The 17,524-nt window shown below is 69.6% G+C and carries 21 protein-coding genes; 13 read left to right on the plus strand and 8 right to left on the minus strand.

What is annotated here, in order from left to right; translation table 11 throughout:
* The first annotated feature begins 18 nt into the window (after window positions 1–18).
* Window positions 19–504, plus strand: coding sequence for a hypothetical protein (locus tag EMA17_RS25915; RefSeq protein WP_126639526.1), 486 nt, complete (start codon window positions 19–21; stop codon window positions 502–504).
* A 61-nt stretch (window positions 505–565) separates the two neighbouring features.
* Here the strand turns inward: EMA17_RS25915 and EMA17_RS25920 are convergent, their stop codons facing one another.
* Window positions 566–1,795 carry an FAD-dependent oxidoreductase gene (locus EMA17_RS25920; RefSeq protein WP_126639527.1) on the minus strand — a complete coding sequence of 410 codons (1,230 nt, stop codon included), beginning with the start codon at window positions 1,793–1,795 and terminating at the stop codon, window positions 566–568.
* A gap of 95 nt (window positions 1,796–1,890) precedes the next feature.
* Here EMA17_RS25920 and EMA17_RS25925 point away from each other — a divergent pair, with 95 nt between their 5' ends.
* Together EMA17_RS25925 and EMA17_RS25930 are read left to right on the plus strand one after the other, a co-directional pair.
* Complete coding sequence (locus EMA17_RS25925; protein ID WP_126639528.1) at window positions 1,891–2,478, plus strand: TetR/AcrR family transcriptional regulator; 588 nt, start codon at window positions 1,891–1,893, stop codon at window positions 2,476–2,478.
* A 56-nt stretch (window positions 2,479–2,534) separates the two neighbouring features.
* The gene (locus EMA17_RS25930) at window positions 2,535–3,131 is read left to right on the plus strand and encodes a pentapeptide repeat-containing protein (RefSeq protein ID WP_126639529.1); all 597 of its coding nucleotides are present in this window, start codon (window positions 2,535–2,537) and stop codon (window positions 3,129–3,131) included.
* A 165-nt stretch (window positions 3,132–3,296) separates the two neighbouring features.
* On the opposite strand, the gene EMA17_RS25935 is transcribed toward EMA17_RS25930, so the two are convergent.
* From EMA17_RS25935 to EMA17_RS25945, 3 genes are all read right to left on the minus strand, one after another.
* Window positions 3,297–4,070 (minus strand): hypothetical protein, encoded by a 774-nt coding sequence (locus tag EMA17_RS25935; RefSeq protein WP_126639530.1) that lies wholly within the window; start codon window positions 4,068–4,070, stop codon window positions 3,297–3,299.
* Window positions 4,071–4,123: 53 nt separating this feature from the next.
* The gene (locus EMA17_RS25940) at window positions 4,124–5,203 is read right to left on the minus strand and encodes a DUF8094 domain-containing protein (RefSeq protein WP_160161555.1); all 1,080 of its coding nucleotides are present in this window, start codon (window positions 5,201–5,203) and stop codon (window positions 4,124–4,126) included.
* Window positions 5,204–5,427: 224 nt separating this feature from the next.
* Window positions 5,428–5,988, minus strand: coding sequence for a restriction endonuclease (locus EMA17_RS25945; RefSeq protein WP_126639532.1), 561 nt, complete (start codon window positions 5,986–5,988; stop codon window positions 5,428–5,430).
* Between the two features lie 561 nt (window positions 5,989–6,549).
* Here EMA17_RS25945 and EMA17_RS25955 point away from each other — a divergent pair.
* Entirely contained in the window at window positions 6,550–6,843 is a 294-nt protein-coding gene (locus tag EMA17_RS25955) for a hypothetical protein (RefSeq protein WP_126639534.1), read from the plus strand.
* On the opposite strand, the gene EMA17_RS25960 is transcribed toward EMA17_RS25955, so the two are convergent.
* The 4 genes from EMA17_RS25960 to EMA17_RS25975 all read right to left on the minus strand — a co-directional run bounded on the left by EMA17_RS25960 (window position 6,812) and on the right by EMA17_RS25975 (window position 8,477).
* Window positions 6,812–7,057, minus strand: coding sequence for a hypothetical protein (locus tag EMA17_RS25960; protein WP_078974732.1), 246 nt, complete (start codon window positions 7,055–7,057; stop codon window positions 6,812–6,814). The two genes, EMA17_RS25955 and EMA17_RS25960, sit on opposite strands and share 32 nt — an antisense overlap.
* Window positions 7,054–7,344 (minus strand): DUF1759 domain-containing protein, encoded by a 291-nt coding sequence (locus EMA17_RS25965; protein ID WP_126639535.1) that lies wholly within the window; start codon window positions 7,342–7,344, stop codon window positions 7,054–7,056. The genes EMA17_RS25960 and EMA17_RS25965 overlap by 4 nt, the downstream gene beginning before the upstream one ends.
* 153 nt (window positions 7,345–7,497) lie before the next feature.
* A complete protein-coding gene (locus EMA17_RS25970; protein ID WP_126639536.1) occupies window positions 7,498–7,959 on the minus strand; it encodes a hypothetical protein in 462 nt (153 codons plus the stop codon).
* An 8-nt stretch (window positions 7,960–7,967) separates the two neighbouring features.
* The gene (locus tag EMA17_RS25975) at window positions 7,968–8,477 is read right to left on the minus strand and encodes a SigE family RNA polymerase sigma factor (RefSeq protein ID WP_126639537.1); all 510 of its coding nucleotides are present in this window, start codon (window positions 8,475–8,477) and stop codon (window positions 7,968–7,970) included.
* Window positions 8,478–8,788: 311 nt separating this feature from the next.
* On the opposite strand from EMA17_RS25975, the gene EMA17_RS25980 reads away from it, so the two are divergent.
* From EMA17_RS25980 to EMA17_RS26020, 9 genes are all read left to right on the plus strand, one after another.
* Complete coding sequence (locus tag EMA17_RS25980) at window positions 8,789–9,160, plus strand: hypothetical protein (RefSeq protein WP_126639538.1); 372 nt, start codon at window positions 8,789–8,791, stop codon at window positions 9,158–9,160.
* A gap of 274 nt (window positions 9,161–9,434) precedes the next feature.
* Window positions 9,435–10,724 (plus strand): cytochrome P450, encoded by a 1,290-nt coding sequence (locus EMA17_RS25985; protein WP_160161556.1) that lies wholly within the window; start codon window positions 9,435–9,437, stop codon window positions 10,722–10,724.
* Between the two features lie 519 nt (window positions 10,725–11,243).
* Window positions 11,244–11,996 (plus strand): SAF domain-containing protein, encoded by a 753-nt coding sequence (locus EMA17_RS25990; RefSeq protein ID WP_126639540.1) that lies wholly within the window; start codon window positions 11,244–11,246, stop codon window positions 11,994–11,996.
* Window positions 11,993–12,973, plus strand: coding sequence for a CpaE/TadZ family protein (locus EMA17_RS25995; RefSeq protein WP_126639541.1), 981 nt, complete (start codon window positions 11,993–11,995; stop codon window positions 12,971–12,973). Before EMA17_RS25990 ends, EMA17_RS25995 begins: the two co-directional genes overlap by 4 nt.
* The gene (locus EMA17_RS26000) at window positions 12,963–14,870 is read left to right on the plus strand and encodes a TadA family conjugal transfer-associated ATPase (RefSeq protein ID WP_126639542.1); all 1,908 of its coding nucleotides are present in this window, start codon (window positions 12,963–12,965) and stop codon (window positions 14,868–14,870) included. Before EMA17_RS25995 ends, EMA17_RS26000 begins: the two co-directional genes overlap by 11 nt.
* 4 nt (window positions 14,871–14,874) lie before the next feature.
* Window positions 14,875–15,846: a type II secretion system F family protein gene (locus EMA17_RS26005; RefSeq protein ID WP_126639543.1), complete on the plus strand. Its 972-nt coding sequence runs from the start codon at window positions 14,875–14,877 to the stop codon at window positions 15,844–15,846.
* Between the two features lie 8 nt (window positions 15,847–15,854).
* The gene (locus tag EMA17_RS26010) at window positions 15,855–16,718 is read left to right on the plus strand and encodes a type II secretion system F family protein (protein ID WP_246126894.1); all 864 of its coding nucleotides are present in this window, start codon (window positions 15,855–15,857) and stop codon (window positions 16,716–16,718) included.
* A gap of 44 nt (window positions 16,719–16,762) precedes the next feature.
* On the plus strand, window positions 16,763–17,062 hold the full coding sequence (locus tag EMA17_RS26015) for a hypothetical protein (RefSeq protein ID WP_126639545.1): 300 nt from the start codon (window positions 16,763–16,765) through the stop codon (window positions 17,060–17,062).
* 97 nt (window positions 17,063–17,159) lie between these two features.
* The gene (locus EMA17_RS26020) at window positions 17,160–17,522 is read left to right on the plus strand and encodes a TadE/TadG family type IV pilus assembly protein (protein WP_160161557.1); all 363 of its coding nucleotides are present in this window, start codon (window positions 17,160–17,162) and stop codon (window positions 17,520–17,522) included.
* Window positions 17,523–17,524: the final 2 nt, after the last annotated feature.

Here is a 17,524-nt window from a genome sequence, read left to right on the forward strand (position 1 = left end):
CGTCCTATGCTGGGGGTGATGGGTAACTTCGGTGTATATGTCGTCGCCCGATCGGCGTGGCCCCTGTTGGAATTGCCTGCCGTTCAGCAGGCCGGCGGCGAACCGCGGTGGTCGGCTCGCGACGGCGACTGGCAGGTGCTGTTGCTGTCGTCGGGATTGGATCCGGGGCCGACGTTGATGGCGGACACGGACGCGCCGGTGTTGACGGCCGACGTGGTGTCCGGCCACTTCGCGATGATCGACGCGCAGAGTCCGGGTGGCGGCGACGTATGGCACTGCGCGCTCGCGCCGCGCGCGGCCAGGTCGTACGCGTTGGATCCGGAACTCGGGCCGCCGCCGGAGCGGGTGTTGCCGCGCGCCGTGGGGTGGGCGCGCGAGGCCGGACTCACCCCGGACGAGGCGGCGTTGGACACCACGTTGCGCGCGGAGGGGACGCCGGACGACCTGCTGCGGGCCTTTCTGGATGCGTTGGGCTTTCGGTTCGTGGTGGTGGACGGGGGGTAGCGGGCGGGGTGTTCGTCGTCGGGGCGTCGGGGTGCCACAGTGTCGTGGAGCTGCGGGTGCGCTATGCGGATGCGGACGGGGATACGGCGTCGATCGTGGCCGGGCCGTCCGACAGGTAGGTGCTGATCTGCCGTAGCCAGCGGGTGTGGTAGCGGCTGATCAGGGCGTCGGGGGTCAGACGGGACAGGGTCGGCAGGTACTTGTTCGTCGTCTCCGCGCCGGCGCGGCGGGCGGTCAGGGAGGCGCGGCGGGCGCGGGAACTCCGGTAGTCCGCAAGCGCCTCGGGGATGTCGGTGGTGCGGCGCAGGGCGCGGGCCAGGGCCCAGGCGTCCTCCAGGGCCTGGTTGCCGCCCTGGGCGACGGTCGGCGGCATCGTGTGCGCGGCGTCGCCGAGGAGGGTGGCCCGGCCGAGGCTCCAGGTGCGCGGGACCTTGTGCCGGTGGTGGGCGAAGTACTCGACGTCCGCGTCCGTGACCGAGGCCAGCACGTGGGGGACCGGCGCGGCCCAGTGTCCGAAACGCTTGCGCAGTGCGGCGATCGGCGACGTCGGCGGTGGTTCGGACGGGTCGCGGCGGACGTCGAACCACCATTGGAGCAGGCCGTTGCCCGCGGGCATCAGGCCGCACATGCCCTCGGGGCCGACGATCATCAGGCCGCGGCGCCCGTGGACCACGTCGATGTCGACCGGGGTGAGCCCCTGCCAGGTGACCCAGCCGGTCGGGGTGGTGGGGTCGGAGCCCCATACGTGCCGGCGAACGACCGAGCGGGCGCCGTCGGCGCCGATGATCAGGTCGGCGGCCTCCGTGCTTCCGTCGGCGAAGGCGGCCCGGGCGTGGTCGGGGGTCTGGGTGATGGTGGTGCAGGGCTTGTCGAAGGCGATCGTGGTGGTCGCCGTGGTCGTGTTCGTGTCCGTGCTTTCTGACTCGGGCTCGGGCTCGGGCTTGGTTCGGGGCGTGGGCAGGGTTTCGGCCAGGCGGCGGATCAGGTCGCGGCGGGGCGTGGCGAGGTGGGGGTGGCCGTAGCGGATGGCGGCGAGCGATACGTCGATCCGCATCAGGACGCGTCCGTCGTAGTCGCGTTGTTCGAGCAGATCGATGGGTGCGCCGAGGCCTTCGGTGGGGATTCCGAGGTCGGCAAGGATGCCGGTGCCGTTGCTCCAGAGGGTGAGCGCCGAGCCGGAGGTGCGCAGGGCCGACGCACGTTCGTAGACCGTGACGTCGTGTCCGTCCGTACGCAGGGCGCGCGCCGCCGTGAGTCCGCCGATGCCCGCGCCGATGATCAGTATTCGCATGGTGCCACCTCGTGTGTGGGTGCGATGGGGTCGACCAGGGATTCCGGGATGCCACTACTGGGATAGTACTATCACGGCCTTGGTAATCTCCTCGCATGGCACCACCCCCCAACAGCGCCCGTCGGCGCGCCATCGCGGACGGCGCGATCGAGGTCCTGGCCCGAGCCGGCGTACACGGCTTCAGCCACCGCGCGGTGGATGAGGCGGCGGGGCTGCCGGCGGGCACCACGTCGAACTACTTCCGCAGCCGCGACGTCCTGCTGGGCGCCGCGGCGGAGCGTGTCCTGGAACTGCACCGCGCCGACATGACCGCCGCACACGAGGCGGTGGCCGGCCCGATCGACCGGGGCGGCCTCGTCGACCTGATCGCGATGTCGCTGGAGTTCTCGGCCACGATCCACCGGGCGCGCTATCTGGCCGTGTACGAACTGACCCTCGAGGCCACCCGCCGTCCCGAACTCCAGCGCACGCTGGACCACATGCAAACGGAAGCCGTGGACTTCACCCTGGCCCAGCACCGCGCCCTCGGCCTGCACACGTCACGCGCGGACGTCGCCACGCTGATCACGCTCTTCGCCGGCGCCCTCTACACCCTGGTCACCGGACAGGCCGGACCGGCCACGGGCCCGGCGGCCCGAGCACTGGCGCAGGGGATGGTCGCGGGGGTCGCCTCCCTGAACTGAGCGGGCTCGCGGCGCCGGGGCGGGCGCATGTCGGGGGCGGCGTGTTCAATGGAGAGATGGCCACCCCCGACGAGGCGCTCGTGATCCGCGACGAGGACTGGTACGGGAGGGAACTGACGGACACCGCGAAGTACACGCGCTCTTCGTTCCTGGACACGGACTGGACCGAGGTCGTCAACGAGGGCGCGGTGTTCGACGAGTGCACGTTCGCGGGCGTGCGATTCAACGCGTCGCGGCACACCGGAGCGGCATTCACGAACTGCACCTTCAAACGCTGCACGTTCTTCGACACCAGGTTCGTCGACTGCAAGCTGGTCGGCAGCGTGTTCCGGCAGTGCACCTACACGGTGTTCGAAGTAACGGGCGGAGACTGGTCGTTCGTCGGCCTACCGGGAGCCGACCTGAGCCGGGCAACCTTCACCGGCGTCCGCATGCGCGAGGCAGACCTGACGGCCGCCTGCCTGCGAAAGGCCGCGGTAACGGCCTGCGACCTATCCGGCGCGACGCTGCACGGCGCAACCCTCGAAAACGCCGACCTGAGAGGCAGCGACCTATCCTCCCTGGACCCCCGAACAGTCGACTTCCAGGGCGCCCAAATCACCCCCACCCAAGCCACCACAATAGCCAAAACCACCGGCTGGATCGTCACCTGACCACAGACGGGCGTTTCGCGGGCTGACAGTGGACGTTCGTCTATGCCATCAGGGCATCGGAGACCATTTCTCCCGCCCGTATAGCCACAGTTGAATTCCATCGGAAGTCGCTTCACGACTTATTGTAGATATCGACCAGGAGATCTTTTCGTGCCTGCCCGGATGTTAGTTGACGACCTGTAGTTCGCCGATACGAACCGTGGTTGAGTTGGCGCCGGTCATACCGGGGAGGTTATGACGGCCACTGGCGTCGACGTAGTAAGCATCCCAGAACACGGTTGCAGTGACGGTAAATTTGTCGTCGACTCCACCCTTCGATGTTGTCGTGTACTTGTGGCTGCATGGACCCATTTTGTTGAGATCGGAAGGCTGGTATGGCCTGCCGGGTCCGTCACACAGAATTTTGCTGCCGTCCCCCATATCCCATTCGATTTTGGCCGAACGTGCAAAGACGGTGACGCTGACGTCTCCTACTTTCAATTCCTTGGAAAGCCAGGCCGATGACCAAACGTTTGCCGCCGGGGAGTCGATCCACATCCACACCGGTAGGCCTACCAGACCAAGTTTTCCGTCGGCCGGATTTACTTTGATCTGTGGTCTCTCGAGCTTGAGTTGCGCGAGGGCCATGAGGGCCACGTCGGCGGGTGCGATCGGCGGAGGAGCATTGTTGCCCGTCTGGCCGGCAGTATTTCCCGCATTTCCGCCGATTCCGGAATCCGGCGGGAAGCCCACCTCTCCGGTGCCGCCTTCGGCCCCGCCGCCAGTGGCCCCTCCGGTTCCACCGCCAGTGCTTCCGCCCGGGACGCGGATATCAATGCAGATGATCAGGTTGCCGCATTGATTGACGTCTGCGTTTGCCGAGGGCAGGACCAGGAGCGCTGCTGAGACGCCAACAGTGCACGCTATGGCGGCACTGCGTAGGGCCCTACGAGTTGCCATGACATCTCCTTTTGGAATGTCAGCCATGCATCAGAAATTGATGTCTGTCGGAGCTATACCGAGGTTCCGTCGACGGAGAAGGGGCGACCTGCACTCGCCACCAGATCTGCGGACCCATTCCCCGATGCCGGAACTTTGAATACATACATGCCAATATTGGTGATTTCCAGGCTGCGCCATGTGGTGACTCGGCCGCTGAGATTCTCGTAGGTTGCGCTCTGGTCCACGTTGAATTTTCCGGAGGGCCCGGCCGTCATGGTCGACGTCAGCTTCACACTGCACATGACCAGTTTTTGCCCATCGGTGGTCTTCCACGCAGGGACATGGTTGTCGACCAGAGCCTCGGTCCGTACGGAGACGTTTCCCCCTTTGGTGACGCCAATCAGGCCCTGCTTATTTGCCTGCTCCGTCTGAATTGCCTTCTGCGCTGAGCTTCCCCACGTGATGGTGGTCGATCCCCCGGTCAAACCGGAAGCGAACTCTTTGCAGGTATTGTCGCCGTAGTCGATGCCCGAATTATCATCAAGGATGGCCATCTGTGTGACGCCCGGCAAGGATTTCTTGACTTCACCGAAGGCAAGGAAGGACATTTTCCAAGGCCCTGTGCCCTGGGCTTGGCGGAGGACCCCGAGGGACGATCGCGAATCGTTGCCGAGTTTCTGTGTGCCAATGGAAAGCAGCCACCTGTCGGTGCCGTCCGGGGAACCCTGAGGGGTGGCCACTTGGATGTCACCGGTTGCTGCCGCCTCTTCGGCCAACTGGATTTTGTTGCCGAATTTGACAATTCTTTGCTGCCGCGCCCTGGAGATATCCAGCAGCGTTCCCGTTTCAAGCTGATCGAGCCCAGAGATGTCATGGGCGGACTTCGTTTTCTTGCTCGCGTCGTAGTAGTTCTGCGCGATGGTTTTGGCTTCGCCCTCGCTGATGGGCGGTGCCGTTGGTGCCGGGCTCCGGGGTGACGCCGGTGGGGGCGGGAGGGGCGCGGCGGCGGTTTTGGGGGCGGCTTGGCTGATTTTGGGGGTTTTGGACTTGTTGTCCGAGGAGCAGGCCGTGGTCAGGAGGGTGAGTGTGGCCAGGGCTGCCAGCAGGGTTGCCGGGAGTTGGGTGTTGGTGGGTCGGGCCAAAACTGCCACCCCCGCAGCAGGTGCGATCTTCGGAGTTCGGTGCGCTATTGATCTGCCGAAGCATCATTGCACTTGATCGGGTGGGTCGTAAGCGTCTTCGGGAGATCACTGCGGGTAGCGGGATTCGGCCACTTGGCGGGGGTGGGGCCGGGGTTGTTCGGTGGAGGTGGGGTCGAGGGGATTCGGGCTGGTGGCAGGGGTGTTGGTGGGGGCTGGTGGGTGGCGGTATGGGGTTATGGGGTTGTGGTGACCAGAGTGGTCAGGCCGTGGCCCTGTTGCCATTGGTATAGGCGGGGCTGGTCGAGTAGGACGATGCCGTGGTGGCGGGCGAAGTGGCGGGCCTCGGTGGTGAATCCGTGGCGGGTGATGAAGACCGGGATGTCGGCCTGGTGGTTGTGGTGGGCCGTGCCGATGAAGGCGCGGAGGTCCAGGGGGCGGGCCTCGTGGGTGATGGGGGCGCAGCGGATGAGGACGAGGCTGCCGTTGGGGAGGTAGGCCTTGACGTTGGCGTCGGAGGCCACCTGGACGGCGAGGAGGCCGTCGCGGCGGCAGAGGTCGGCGATCTGGAGTTCGAAGTCGCGGTCGTCCGGGGGGTCGGGGCGTTGGTTGAGGGTTGATGCGGCGAGGTGGACGGTCGCGCACAGGAGGGCCAGGGCGGCGGAGGCGGCCGACCAGGCATTGATGCCGTTGATGCCGAGGGAGTCGAAGAGGTCGTGCAGCGCGATGGCCGGGACGGCGGCCAACGGGGCTATGGCCCAGCCGCGGAACTTGGCGCGAGTGCGGGTTCGGGGCATGTGGGTCCCTCCGTGGGCTGCCGACGGCGGAGCGGGCGGAAGCTTAGGCGGAGGGGTGGGCGGTCAACCACCCGACTGGATGGTGGATGTGGGGGAGGGCGGGACGGGGGCGGGGGTTGTCGCGGTGGGATCGCCGTTGTGGGTGCGGGTGTTGGGGTTGTGGGGTGGCGTTTGGGCGGGCGGTGGCGAGGTGCGTGGGAGTGGGGCCGTGTGGGTGATGCGGCGGTGGGGGCGCGGAGGGCGAGGTGCGGGGCGCAGGGCGGGGGTGTGAAGGTATGAGGGTGTGAGGGTGTGCGGATCGGATGGTTCCGAGGCATGGGGCTCTTGACACGGGGACCTCGTGGCTTTGCGATCCGACCGCCCGACCGCCCGACCGCCCGACCGCCCGACCGCCCGACCGCCCGACCGCCCGACCGCCGTTGGCGGCGCCGGTGCTGGGGGCTTGGTGGGCTGTGGTTTGTGGCCGGGTGTGGTGGGGCGGGGGGCCTGTGGGTGTGGTCGGGGGAATGGGATTCGGAACGTGGTTAGTGTGCCGGGGCCGGCTCCGCTATCTTCTGCCGAATGAGCAGGATCCGTAAGACAGCGATCATGGTTGTGGCATGTTTCGGCCTCGCCTTCGCGGGCGTGGCCTCCGCGTATGCGATTCCCGGTCAGCATCCGCAGGTGCGCAAGGTGTGTCGCGTCCTCGACCCCGAGGTCAAGCAGGCCAAGCGCGGCAACCACGTCGGCCGGACCGGTGAGCCGAAGGTTCACCGGCAGCGGCACGACGGCGTGATGGGCGAAGTGGCCGACCACTACTGCGTCCCGGGCGGGAAGCACAAGGTCAACCCAAGTGCACGACCTGCAACACGGTGACGGTTGTCGTCCCTTCGTTGAGCAGTACCACCACGATCAGGGGCCCCGCCGCTGCGGTGCGGACGATTCGGTCGTCCTCGCCGTAGCGGACGGTGGCCGTATACGGGTCGCAGACCAGTTTGTACAGCAGCATTCCCCAGTGGTTGAGCGTGGTTTCGGGGAAGCGGTCGATGACCTCTTGGTGCTCGATACCGATTCGCGGGCGCCACGTCACGCGGCACTGCTTTGCGCTCGGCCGCGGGAGATCCACTTGCGGACGATTTCCTCGTCCACCTCGTCGAGGTCCGGGTCCAGGCCCGTGGCCCGAACCTGCGCCGCGAGGGCGCGTGCGTGCGGCAGGCCGGCGATCAACTCCTCCGCCGCCTGTACGTAGCGGGCCAGCAGGCCGGGCAGATCGCCGATCGGCGTCAGATTCACCAGACGCAGGAATTCGTGGCGGGCTTCGGGGTGCGGGAGCGCATGCGCGATGCGATCCACGGTCCACGGGTCAGTGCTGTTCACGCCGGCCCTCTCCTCACTCCGGACGAATGATCCGGGATCAGATTAGGGGCCGAGCGCGGGTGTGGGGGCTACGACGTGATCACCGCATGACAATCCGCATTCGGAGGGCGGTGATCCGCATCGATAGGTGACAATCCCTCAATTTCCGGCCATTCACTGGCATTTGGGTGCCTTGACGGCCAGGCACTTGGCCTTGCGCTCGTCTTCGAGCGTGGTGGTCGGCGGGGTCGTGCGGCCGCCGCTCCTCGGCTGCGTCTCCGGAGGGATCTGCTCCTGTCGCGTCTCCGCTCGGGCCGTGGGCCCGTCGAGGGCGGACTGCGGTGCCGCCGACGCGGGTTCGGCGGAGGCCGGCGCGTCCACGGCGGGGGTCGGCAGGATCGTCCCCGTCGTCGCCGCAGGCGGAACGTCCGTCGCCGGCCGCACGGTTGCCTGCTGCGAGGGCGCCAGGAACAGCCCCGCGCCGGCGATCGCCAGTACGCCCACCCCGGTGCCGAGGACCGCCACGCGGCGGCGTCGGCGGATCCGCTTGCCACCCGCCACGGCCGCGTCCACCACGCTCGGGAAGTCGGGCTCGGGCTGATCGAGCATCAGCCGGAACAGGTCGCGATCGTTCATGGTCGGCCTCACCGTTCGGACAGCTCCCACATCTGCTCGCCGACGAGTTCGCGCAGCCGGTTCAGGCCGCGCGCGCTCTGGCTCTTGACCGTGCCGGTACTGATCCGCAGGGCCTCCGCCGTCTGTTCGATGCTCCAGTCCTCCCAGAAGCGCAGCACGAGCACGGCGCGATAGCGAGGCGGCAGCCGGAGCAGCGCCGCCTGGAGGGTCAGCCGCAGGTCCGGCGACGAGGACTCGTCGCTCGGCCGTTGCGGGAGTTCGTCGACCGGCTCCTCGCGCCAACGGCCCTTGCGGTGCTGGTCGATGTACGTGCGGGTGAGCACCACACGGGCGTACGCGTCCACATTGCCGTCGCGGTGCAGCCTGCCCCACGCCGTGTACATCTTCATCAGTGTGGTCTGGGTGAGGTCCTGCGCCTCGTACCAGTCGCCGCACAGCAGGTACGCGGATCGACGCAGCTGGGCCTGGCGGGCCTCGGCGTACTCACGGAACTCCCGTTCACGGGCTGCCTCCCTCACGCGGTCGGCAGCGGAGTTGCCAGGGGGTGGTCGCGGGAATCGCGCACCGTGATCTCCTCCTCACCGGGTCCCCCGCGGGCATGGCTCGAGAGCGCCCGGCCGTTGCCGGGCGTCTGTTTGCCTGCATTTCGAGGGGCCTGTCACAGGGGATACGCGTGCCGGCGGCCCCGGGTTGCACGGCGGTTCGGAGATGTTCCGCACGTGCGCGGCGTGGGTCGGCGGTGCAACGCGGCCCGGTCGGCGGGCGTATTTGTCTGTGTGGAAGGTCCGGGTCCGAACGGGACCGCCGTGTCCGGCGAAGGGGTACGCACATGACGAGTCGTCGAAGCCGGCCGCCCGGGCAGGCGATGAGTCCGGTGGGGCCGGTCGCCGCCGTGCTCGCCACCGTCGGGATCGCGGTGGGCTCCTGGGTGGGCGTCGCGTCCGCCTCGGGCGTCGGGGAGCCGAAGTCGGTACCCGCCTCGGTGACCTCGGTGGTCGAACCGACCGCGGACCCGATCGCGACGCACCGGCCGCGCGCGGCCACGGGCCGGCCCACGGTGGTCACGCCGGGGAAGCCGTACGTGGCCAGGAAGTCGGACCTGGAGCGGAACGCGCGTGTGGACCCGAAGCCGGTCACGGGCCGAAGGGGGCCCGAATCGGGCGTGCTCCCGCGCACGGGGCGCGAGCCGGACGCGAGGTAGTGAAGCGGGGGCGGCAGGCGGCGTACAGGCCGGCCGCGACCACGGCCGCCGGCGCGGCCCGGCGGCCCCGCCCCCGTCACCTCGCCCCCGGCCGATCCGGCCCCCCGCCGCCCCGCTCACCGTGTCGAATACGCTCGAACCCGCCGCGAGAACACGTCGGCGCACCGGCCCGGGACCAGCCCCGAACCGGCGCACGACGCGGATGCCGGCCGCGGGCCCCGGCCGCTTCGGGGACCGCGTCGTCTCGTCCCCGTCCCCGTCGAGGAGTTGCCGCGTGGTTCCGATCGCCCCGGGCGCAGTGCCGTTGCTCGGTCATACCCCGGCGTTGTTGCGCGGGCGGTGGGACTTCGTGTCCTCGTTGCGGGAGCACGGGCCGATCGTGCGGATCCGGGTCGGGCCGAAGGAGTTGTACGTCCTCAACGATCCCGCGCTCGTGCGCTGCGTGCTGGTCGAACACGCGGACACCGTCGAGCGGGACGGCTTCTTCAAGCAGGCCCGGCTGCACATCGGCGACGGGCTGGCCGCCTCCGACGGGCCCCTGCATCGGGCCCGGCGGCGTACCCTGCAGCCCGCGTTCCAGCGGTCCCGGATCGGCGGGTACGTCGATGTGATCCGGCGTCGGGCCGAGGACGCGAGCGCGCAGTGGTTGCCCGGGTCCACGCTCGCGCTCGATCGGGAGATGAGCGAACTCGGCCTGGCCACGCTCGGTCGGCTGATCTTCGGCGAGGATCCGGCCGCGGACGCCGCCGTCGCCGAAGTGCGGAGCTCGTTGCCGGTGTTCATCCAGGAGGTGTTCACCCGCACGGTCCTGCCGGAGTGGGCGCGGCGGTTGCCCACGCCCGGCAACCGGCGCTTCGCCGAGACCGGTGGCCGGTTGCGCGACACGATCGCCGCGGCGGTGGACGCGGGTTCGGGCGAGGGGCTGCTCGGCGAGTTCGTCGGGATGGGCATGTCGCCGGAGGCGGTCCGGGACGAGGTGGTGTCGCTGCTGATCGCCGGCAACGACAACACCAACGCCACCCTCTCGTGGGTCTTTCACGAGATCGGCCGGAGCGAGGACGTGCGCAAGCGGCTGCACGCCGAGCTGGACGAGGTATTGGCCGGCGGGCCGCCGACCGCGGAGAACCTGGGCGCCCTCGTATATACAAGGAGTGTTGTCGACGAGACGCTTCGGTTGTACGCGCCCTGGCTGGTGGTGCGCCGGGCCAATCGCGACGTCGACGTGATGGGGCATCACATCCCGGGCGGCGGTGACGTGTTGTACAGCCACCACGCGCTGCACCGGGATCCGGAGCTGTTCCCCGACCCCGAGCGCTTCGATCCGGACCGCTGGGCGGAGCCCGGCTTCCGGGGGCGTGCGCGCGGCGTGTACATGCCCTTCGGCGCGGGCGTGCACCGGTGCGTCGGCGAACACCTGTTCCTGGCCCAGATCGTGACCACGGTGGCGACGGTGTGTGCTCGGTGGCAACTGGAGCCGGTTCCCGGCAAGCCGTCCCGGCCGAGGACGAGCGCGCTCCCGCGACCGGGACACCTGCCGGTGCGGGCGATCCGCCGACGGGTGTGAACTCCACGGACGGGTCCGAGCTTTGCCGCCGCGACACCCGATCGTCACCGCATCGACATGACGACACATCCGCCGTTTTGCCGGATTGGCCCATGGGGCCCGGAAGTTCCTCGTACACCGGATCGAGCACGGTGCGCGGCGTCGGCTCGATCGTGCGATATCACGTTCGGGCGCGCGCGGCGCGGTCCGTACCCGGTCGGCCAACAATTGCCCGAAAGTGCTTGCGGCGGGGCTCGTTTCGGGACCATCGTGGGGCCCGTTCGGTGTCCGGAACGAGATGCTTGCCCGTGATCTTGGGTGGGGTCGGGTTCGTCACATGGCGTCCGCGATCGTGCTGGTCGACGGGGTGCGTCGAAGTCGCGGAATGCATCGAATGATCGACTTCGGCGGCGGTTTTCGAGCCGTTCACCATTCACCTGACAGTGTGTGTGGTGGAAGATACGAGCGGTAGCTCCGAAGTGGATCACGGTCCGCGCGGAACCTGGGTGGACCCGGCAGAGCAAGGGGGCGGAGCCGGTGGTGAAGGCAGCTACGGAACGGCCATCGGGCAACGGCGTCGCGACACCGGGCGCGACCGCCGGCGCGATGCCGGTCACGCCCACGCGCAGCCTCGGTGCCAGACGCCGGCGGCCCGCGCTCATCGCGCTCTCGGTCGCGCTGATCGCGGCGGGCGGACTGGGCTCGGCGGCGTTCTATCAGATGGGCGACAAACGGGTTCCGGTGCTCGCCGTGGCGCGCACGGTGCCCTACGGCCAGACGATCGCCGCCGAGGACCTGCGGGTCGTGGAGATCAACGACGCGCCCGGGCTGCGCCCGATCGGATCCGGCTCCAAGGGCCTCATCGTGGGCAAGCGCGCCGCCGTCGAGCTGCGCGCGGGCTCCCTGCTGACCTCGGATCAGGTCACCGAGAAGATCGCGATCCAACCCGGCGAGACGCTGGTCCCGATCGCCGTGGACGCCACCCGGATGCCGGTACAGCGGGTCACCCCGGGCACCCGGATCCTGGTCGTGACGGCGGTCGCCGCGCCCGCCGGGGCCAATGCCGTACCGGCCCAGCCCGTCACCGTCGCGGCCACCGTGATCCGAGCCGCCGCCGCCGACCCGAACTCCGGTTCCGGCAAGGCCGTCCTGGACGTGGCCGTGCCCGCCAAGGACGGCCCCACGCTCGCCCTGCAGGTGGTCGACGGTCGGTTCTCCATCGTGGTGCTCAACACCGGAAACGCGGACGCGGCGCCCAATCCCGCGCCGGGCAAGGCCGGAGGCACCCCATGACCGTCGTCGCGGTCACCGGCGGCACGGGCGCGCCCGGTGCCACCTCGACCGCGCTCGCACTCCTGCTCACCTGGCCGCTGCCCGCCGGACGCCGGGTGATCCTGATCGAGGCCGATCCGGACGGGGGTTCGATCCTCGCGGGCGCGCTCCAGGGTCGGGTTTCGGCCGAATACGGCCTGCACCAACTGGGCGTGGCACACCGTCAGGGCAATCTCGTCGACGCCTTCTTTCGGCAACTCGTCGACCTGTCCGACGGCCGCCGCGAACGCCTGTTGTTGCCGGGCCTGGTCGACCCGACCCAGGCCTCGGGCCTGGCCTACACGTGGGATCCGATCTCGCAACTCGTGGCCGGGCTGGGCAGTCAGCAGATTCCGCACGACGTGATCGTCGACCTCGGCCGGCGCGGCACCACGGGCGCGTCGGCGATCGTCGCGCGCCGCGCCGACCTGGTACTCCCGGTCGTCCGCGGCACGTTGCCCTCGCTGGCCCAGGCCCAGCCCCGGCTGACCGCGCTGCGCAACGACCTCGACACGCACGGGACCGGATCCGACTCGATCGCCCTCGTGGTGATCGAACAGGGGCGCTACTCCCGGCAGGAGATCGGCAAACACCTCGAGGCGCCCGTGCTCGGTCTGGTGCCGTTCGATCCGGAACGCGCGCGGGTGTTGTCGGACGGCGAGGGCGACACCGGAAAACGGTTCCTGCGTTCGAGGTTCATGCGGGCCGCGCGGACCACCGCGGACGCGGCGATCAACCTGGCCGCCCAGCGACGCATGCGGCTGGCCCCGCGGCCCACGTCCGGCGCGCAGTTGCCCGCCGGTCCCGAGGCGCCGGCGCCGAGCGACGGCTGGGCCCAGGCGGCGGCGTACATCCGCCGATCCGAGCCCGAGCCCCGGCCCGAACCTCGCCCCGAGTCACCCGCCGAGGCCGAACCGGCGCACCGCCCGGCCGGCGAGGAGGCCGGTCATGTTCGATAACGCCCGCCCCCTGCACCCGGACCCGCACAACAAACCGGAACCCGCGCCCCCCGCCGAGACCGCCGGCCCCCCGCAGATACACGTCGTTCCGGGACGTCCCGACGCGGAGGACGTGTTCTACGCGCCGCCCCCGCTGCGCACCTGGCCGGAGGGCTTCCAGCGGGCCGGCGCCGATCCCGGGACCGGCCCGGAGCACACGTGGTCGGCCGGCGCGGGCTCGCTGACGCCCGCCGTGGGCCACATCCCGCCGCCGACTCCCGCCAACGGCACGCCGGTTCCGCCGAGCGCGATGTCCGCGCCGACCGCCGTGCCGGCTCCACCGCACGTGGTGCCCGGCGGGAGCGGGCACGTGAACGGCGCGGCCCGCCCGACCGGATCGCGCGACGGCATGTTCACCGTGCCGCCGACCGCGAGCGTGAGCGCCAACGGCGTCGGCACGGTCAGCCGCCGCCCGTCCGCCGCGCCCGCGCCCACCGGCACCGGCCCACACGCCCCGCTCACCACCACGCCCAAGCCGCCCCGCAACCCGTCCGGGGAACCGGTCGTGGATCCGGCCGTGGTGCGGATACTGAAGGACCGGGCGGCCGAACAACTGCACGAGTTCGACAAGTCGGCGCCCGGCATGACCACCGGCGACCGGGAGCAGCGCGGTCGGGCCATCGTCGCCCAGGTGGTCGCCGAGTGGGCGGACATCACCGCCCGCGAGCGCGGCATCTCCACCACCCCCGCCGAGGACCGGGCGATGGCGCGCGCGGTGTGGGACTGGCTGTTCCGAGCCGGGCCGTTGGAGCCGTACCTGACCGATCCGGCCGTGGAGAACATCCTCGTCAACGGCTACGACACGGTCTGGGTCGACTACGCGGACCGCCCCCGCGTCCAGGTGCCCCCGCTGACCGCCTCCGACGAAGAGCTACGCGAGTTGCTGCGCGACCTGGCCCGCCGGCACGGCAGCGGCGAGCGCACCCTGTCCACCGCGCAGCCCACCCTGGCCCTGCGGCTGCCGGACGGCTCCCGGCTCCAGGCGATCACCGAGGTCACCCCGCACACCTACGTGACCATCCGCCGGCACCGGGTGCGTGACGTGCGCCTCGCGGAGTTGATCGGACTCGGCACGCTGGACCGCACGTTGGCCGCCTTCCTCGGCTCGCTGGTCCGGGCGAAGAAGAACCTGATCATCTGCGGCACCCAGGGTGTCGGCAAGACCTCGCTGCTGCGCGCGTTGTCCCACGAGATCCCCCGGGACGAGCGAATCGGCACCTTCGAAACCGAACTCGAGCTCTTCCTGCACGAGTTGGGCCACCTGCGCCAGGTCGTGGCGATCGAGGCCCGCGAGGGCAACGGCGAACGCGGCACGGACGGCAAATCGGCCGGCGAGTTGACCATCGGCGAACTGATCCCCTCCGCGCTGCGCATGTCGTTGTCGCGGATGATCGTCGGCGAGGTGCGCTCCAGCGAGATCGTGCCGATGTTGCGCGTGATGACCAACGGCGAGGGCGGCTCGATGTGCACCCTGCACGTGCGCGAGCCGGACATGATCTTCGACCGGATCGCCGAGCTCTGCCTGGAGTACGGCGCGCACATGAGTCCCGAACTCGCCTACCGACTGGCCTCCAACGCCGTCGACTACGTCGTCTTCGTGCGGATGATCGACGAGACGGCCATCGGCGGCAAACGACATCGCTTCGTCTCGCACGTCCTGGAGGTGACCGGGATGGGCGAACACCGCCGCCCGGCCGTGAACACGATCTTCGCGCCGACCGCCGACGATCCGCGCGCCACGGCCCGGATGTACCCCTCGGACATGCCGGATCTGATCCGGGCCGGGTTCAGTCCGCATCTGCTGGACGAACCGCACGGCTGGCGCCCGTTGCGGCTCAAGCTGCACCAGGCCGGGTGATCGTATGGGTGACGCGTTGTTGGTCGCGGTGTGCGGATGCCTGCTGGTCGGCGGGCTGATCGGGCTGATCGTCGGGCTCGTCGGCACCTACGACGACCCGACCTCCAAGCCGCCGGGCCGGCTGGAGTCGGCGATGCGCCGGATGCGGTCCGGACCGGTGACGGCCCGGCAGCGCACCACCCGCCGGATCCGCCTGTCCGTCGGCGTCGTGGTGGCCGCGCTGGTCTGGCTGTTCACCGGATTCCTGGGCGCCGGGCTCCTGGTGATCGCCGCGTTCGCCGGGCTGCCCTGGCTGCTCGCGCCCACCAGGAGCGACCACAGTGTGATCAAACGCCTGGACGCGCTCGCCGAGTGGACCCGACGGATCGCCGACCTGATCGAACTGGGCGCCGGACTGGAGAACGCGATCCTCACCTCACGGGCCACCTGCCCGGAGCCGATCGTCGAGGAGGTCGGCGACCTGGTCAGCCGATTGCAGTCGCGATGGCGCCCCGAGGAGGCGCTGCGGGCGTTCGCCGCCGATCTGGGCGACGCCACGGCGGACAAGATCGCGGCGGCGCTGATCCTGCGCTCCTCGGACCGCGGGCCGGGACTCGCCATGGCGCTCAAGGACCTGGCCACGACCGTGCGCGAAGAGGTGCGCCAGCGTCGGGCGATCGAGGCGGACCGGGCCGGCGCCCGGATGGCCGTGCGCTGGATCACCTACATCACCCTGGGGGTCACCTCCCTGGTCGTGGTGATCAACCGCGACTACGCCGCGCCGTACGGCACCGCGCTCGGCCAGATGGTGCTGCTGCTGATGGCGATCGCCTACGTCGGCACCCTGGTCTGGATGCGTTCGCTGGCCGCCGACCGGGTCAAGCCCCGCTTCCTGGTGGCGGATCCGCGCAGCGTGGTCAAGGCGGCCCGGGCGGTGGACGCACAGCAGGAGCAAGGTGTGCACACCGCGCCCGTATTGCGGGGTGAGTGGACATGATCCCACCCATGGTGATCGTCAGCGGGTGTGTGCTCGGCGCCGGAGTGGCCGTGCTCGTCCGCGAGTTGTGGCCCGCGCCGCCGGACCTGGGCAACGCGCTGCACCGCCTGTCCGGGATGCCGAAGCGGCGCACGGAGCAGACGGGCAGCAAGTACGACGACCGACTGGTCGCCATGGTCCGGCACATCCCGGGCTTTCGGGTGCCGCACCGCGAACTCGACCTGGTCGGCGAGACCGTCGCGCAGTTCGTGCGCACCAAGGCGCTGTTGGCCCTGCTCGGCCTGCTGTTGCCCGCGATGGTCTCCGCGGTGCTGACCGCCGCCGGGGTCGGGATCGCCTTCTACGTGCCGCTGTTCCTGTCCCTGGCGGTGGCCGCGGGAATGTGGTTCATCCCCGACTTCGCGCTGCGCGACCAGGCCAAGTCCGCCCGGATCGAGTTCCAACACGCGGCCGCCGCCTATCTGGACCTGGTGGCGCTGGGCCGGGCGGGCGACGCGGGCCCGGCGGAGGCGTTGGAACGGGCCGCGGCCGTGGGGGACGGCTGGGCCTTCGCCCGGATCCAGGACGCGTTGGCACGGGCCCGCGTGGGCAGCGCCGACCCCTGGGACGGACTGCGCGACCTGGCCAAGGACCTGGACCTGCCCGAACTGGCCGACGTGGCCGACATCATCGAGATGGCCGGGACCGAGGGCGCCGCCGTGTACGGCACGTTGCGCGCCCGGTCCCAGTCCCTGCGTGTGGAACTGCTCGCGAACGAACACGAAAAGGCGAACGCGGACTCGGAACGGCTCACCGTTCCGGGGACGATGCTCGTGGTGATCATGGGAATCCTGCTCGGATTCCCGGCAATTTCCCGGATGTTCTCGGTATGAACGACCTTCGGATTCCGAGCCGTTCTCCGGAAGGAGTACAGGCAATGTCAACCGGTTCCTCGTCCCCCGCGGTGCTCGATCGTGTCGAGACCGCCGTGCACAGAGTCGCCCCGGCTCCGATCGCCTTCGTGTTGGTCGTCACCGGTGGTCTGGTGGACCGCTATCGACGACTGCGCAGGGAACGCGACCACGGCGCGGTCAGCATCGAGACGGCGATCATCGTCGCGGTGCTGATCGTCGCCGCCGTCAGCATCGCGGCGGTGATCATCACGATGTACAAGAAGTATCGGGACGACCTGAAGACGTCCGACGACAAGTACGAGAAGCCGGATTCGGGTCAGTAGCGCGGACGACGTCTCGATGACCGACGCACGACGAAGCCGACCCATCGCCGCGATCCGACGCCGCCTGCGCCAGGCAGGCGGGTCGGATCGCGGCAGCATGTCCATTTCGATGGCGATCATCTTCCCGGTGTTCATCCTCGTGCTCTTGTCGGTGATCCAGGTCTGCCTGTGGTGGTACGCACGTGAAGTGGCGTTGCAGGCGGCCCAGGAGGGCGTCGAGGTGGGGCGTGCGACGGAGGGGGACTTCGGGAAGGCGGAAGAGCGCGGCCGAGAGGTGGTCAAGGACCTCGGCGGGGGAATGCTCAAGGATCCGAGGGTCGTTCCGGAACGACAGGACGGGGGACGGATCCGGGTGACCGTTCGGGGTACGTCGTTGTCGATAGTGCCCGGGATCGGGAGTCTGACCATCACGCAACACGCGGACGGCGTCTTCGAGCGGTGGACGAGTTCGGGCGGATGAAC

The sequence above is a fragment of the Embleya hyalina genome, assembly GCF_003967355.1.
Classification (GTDB): domain Bacteria; phylum Actinomycetota; class Actinomycetes; order Streptomycetales; family Streptomycetaceae; genus Embleya; species Embleya hyalina.

Excerpts from the sequence above, each read along its gene's own strand:
- EMA17_RS25915 (WP_126639526.1), top strand. The coding sequence starts at position 19 with ATGGGTAACTTCGGTGTATATGTCGTCGCCCGATCGGCGTGGCCCCTG.
- EMA17_RS25920 (WP_126639527.1), bottom strand. The coding sequence starts at position 1,795 with ATGCGAATACTGATCATCGGCGCGGGCATCGGCGGACTCACGGCGGCG.
- EMA17_RS25925 (WP_126639528.1), top strand. The coding sequence starts at position 1,891 with ATGGCACCACCCCCCAACAGCGCCCGTCGGCGCGCCATCGCGGACGGC.
- EMA17_RS25930 (WP_126639529.1), top strand. The coding sequence starts at position 2,535 with ATGGCCACCCCCGACGAGGCGCTCGTGATCCGCGACGAGGACTGGTAC.
- EMA17_RS25935 (WP_126639530.1), bottom strand. The coding sequence starts at position 4,070 with ATGGCAACTCGTAGGGCCCTACGCAGTGCCGCCATAGCGTGCACTGTT.
- EMA17_RS25945 (WP_126639532.1), bottom strand. The coding sequence starts at position 5,988 with ATGCCCCGAACCCGCACTCGCGCCAAGTTCCGCGGCTGGGCCATAGCC.
- EMA17_RS25955 (WP_126639534.1), top strand. The coding sequence starts at position 6,550 with ATGAGCAGGATCCGTAAGACAGCGATCATGGTTGTGGCATGTTTCGGC.
- EMA17_RS25970 (WP_126639536.1), bottom strand. The coding sequence starts at position 7,959 with ATGAACGATCGCGACCTGTTCCGGCTGATGCTCGATCAGCCCGAGCCC.
- EMA17_RS25980 (WP_126639538.1), top strand. The coding sequence starts at position 8,789 with ATGACGAGTCGTCGAAGCCGGCCGCCCGGGCAGGCGATGAGTCCGGTG.
- EMA17_RS25995 (WP_126639541.1), top strand. The coding sequence starts at position 11,993 with ATGACCGTCGTCGCGGTCACCGGCGGCACGGGCGCGCCCGGTGCCACC.
- EMA17_RS26000 (WP_126639542.1), top strand. The coding sequence starts at position 12,963 with ATGTTCGATAACGCCCGCCCCCTGCACCCGGACCCGCACAACAAACCG.
- EMA17_RS26005 (WP_126639543.1), top strand. The coding sequence starts at position 14,875 with ATGGGTGACGCGTTGTTGGTCGCGGTGTGCGGATGCCTGCTGGTCGGC.
- EMA17_RS26010 (WP_246126894.1), top strand. The coding sequence starts at position 15,855 with ATGGTGATCGTCAGCGGGTGTGTGCTCGGCGCCGGAGTGGCCGTGCTC.
- EMA17_RS26015 (WP_126639545.1), top strand. The coding sequence starts at position 16,763 with ATGTCAACCGGTTCCTCGTCCCCCGCGGTGCTCGATCGTGTCGAGACC.
- EMA17_RS26020 (WP_160161557.1), top strand. The coding sequence starts at position 17,160 with ATGTCCATTTCGATGGCGATCATCTTCCCGGTGTTCATCCTCGTGCTC.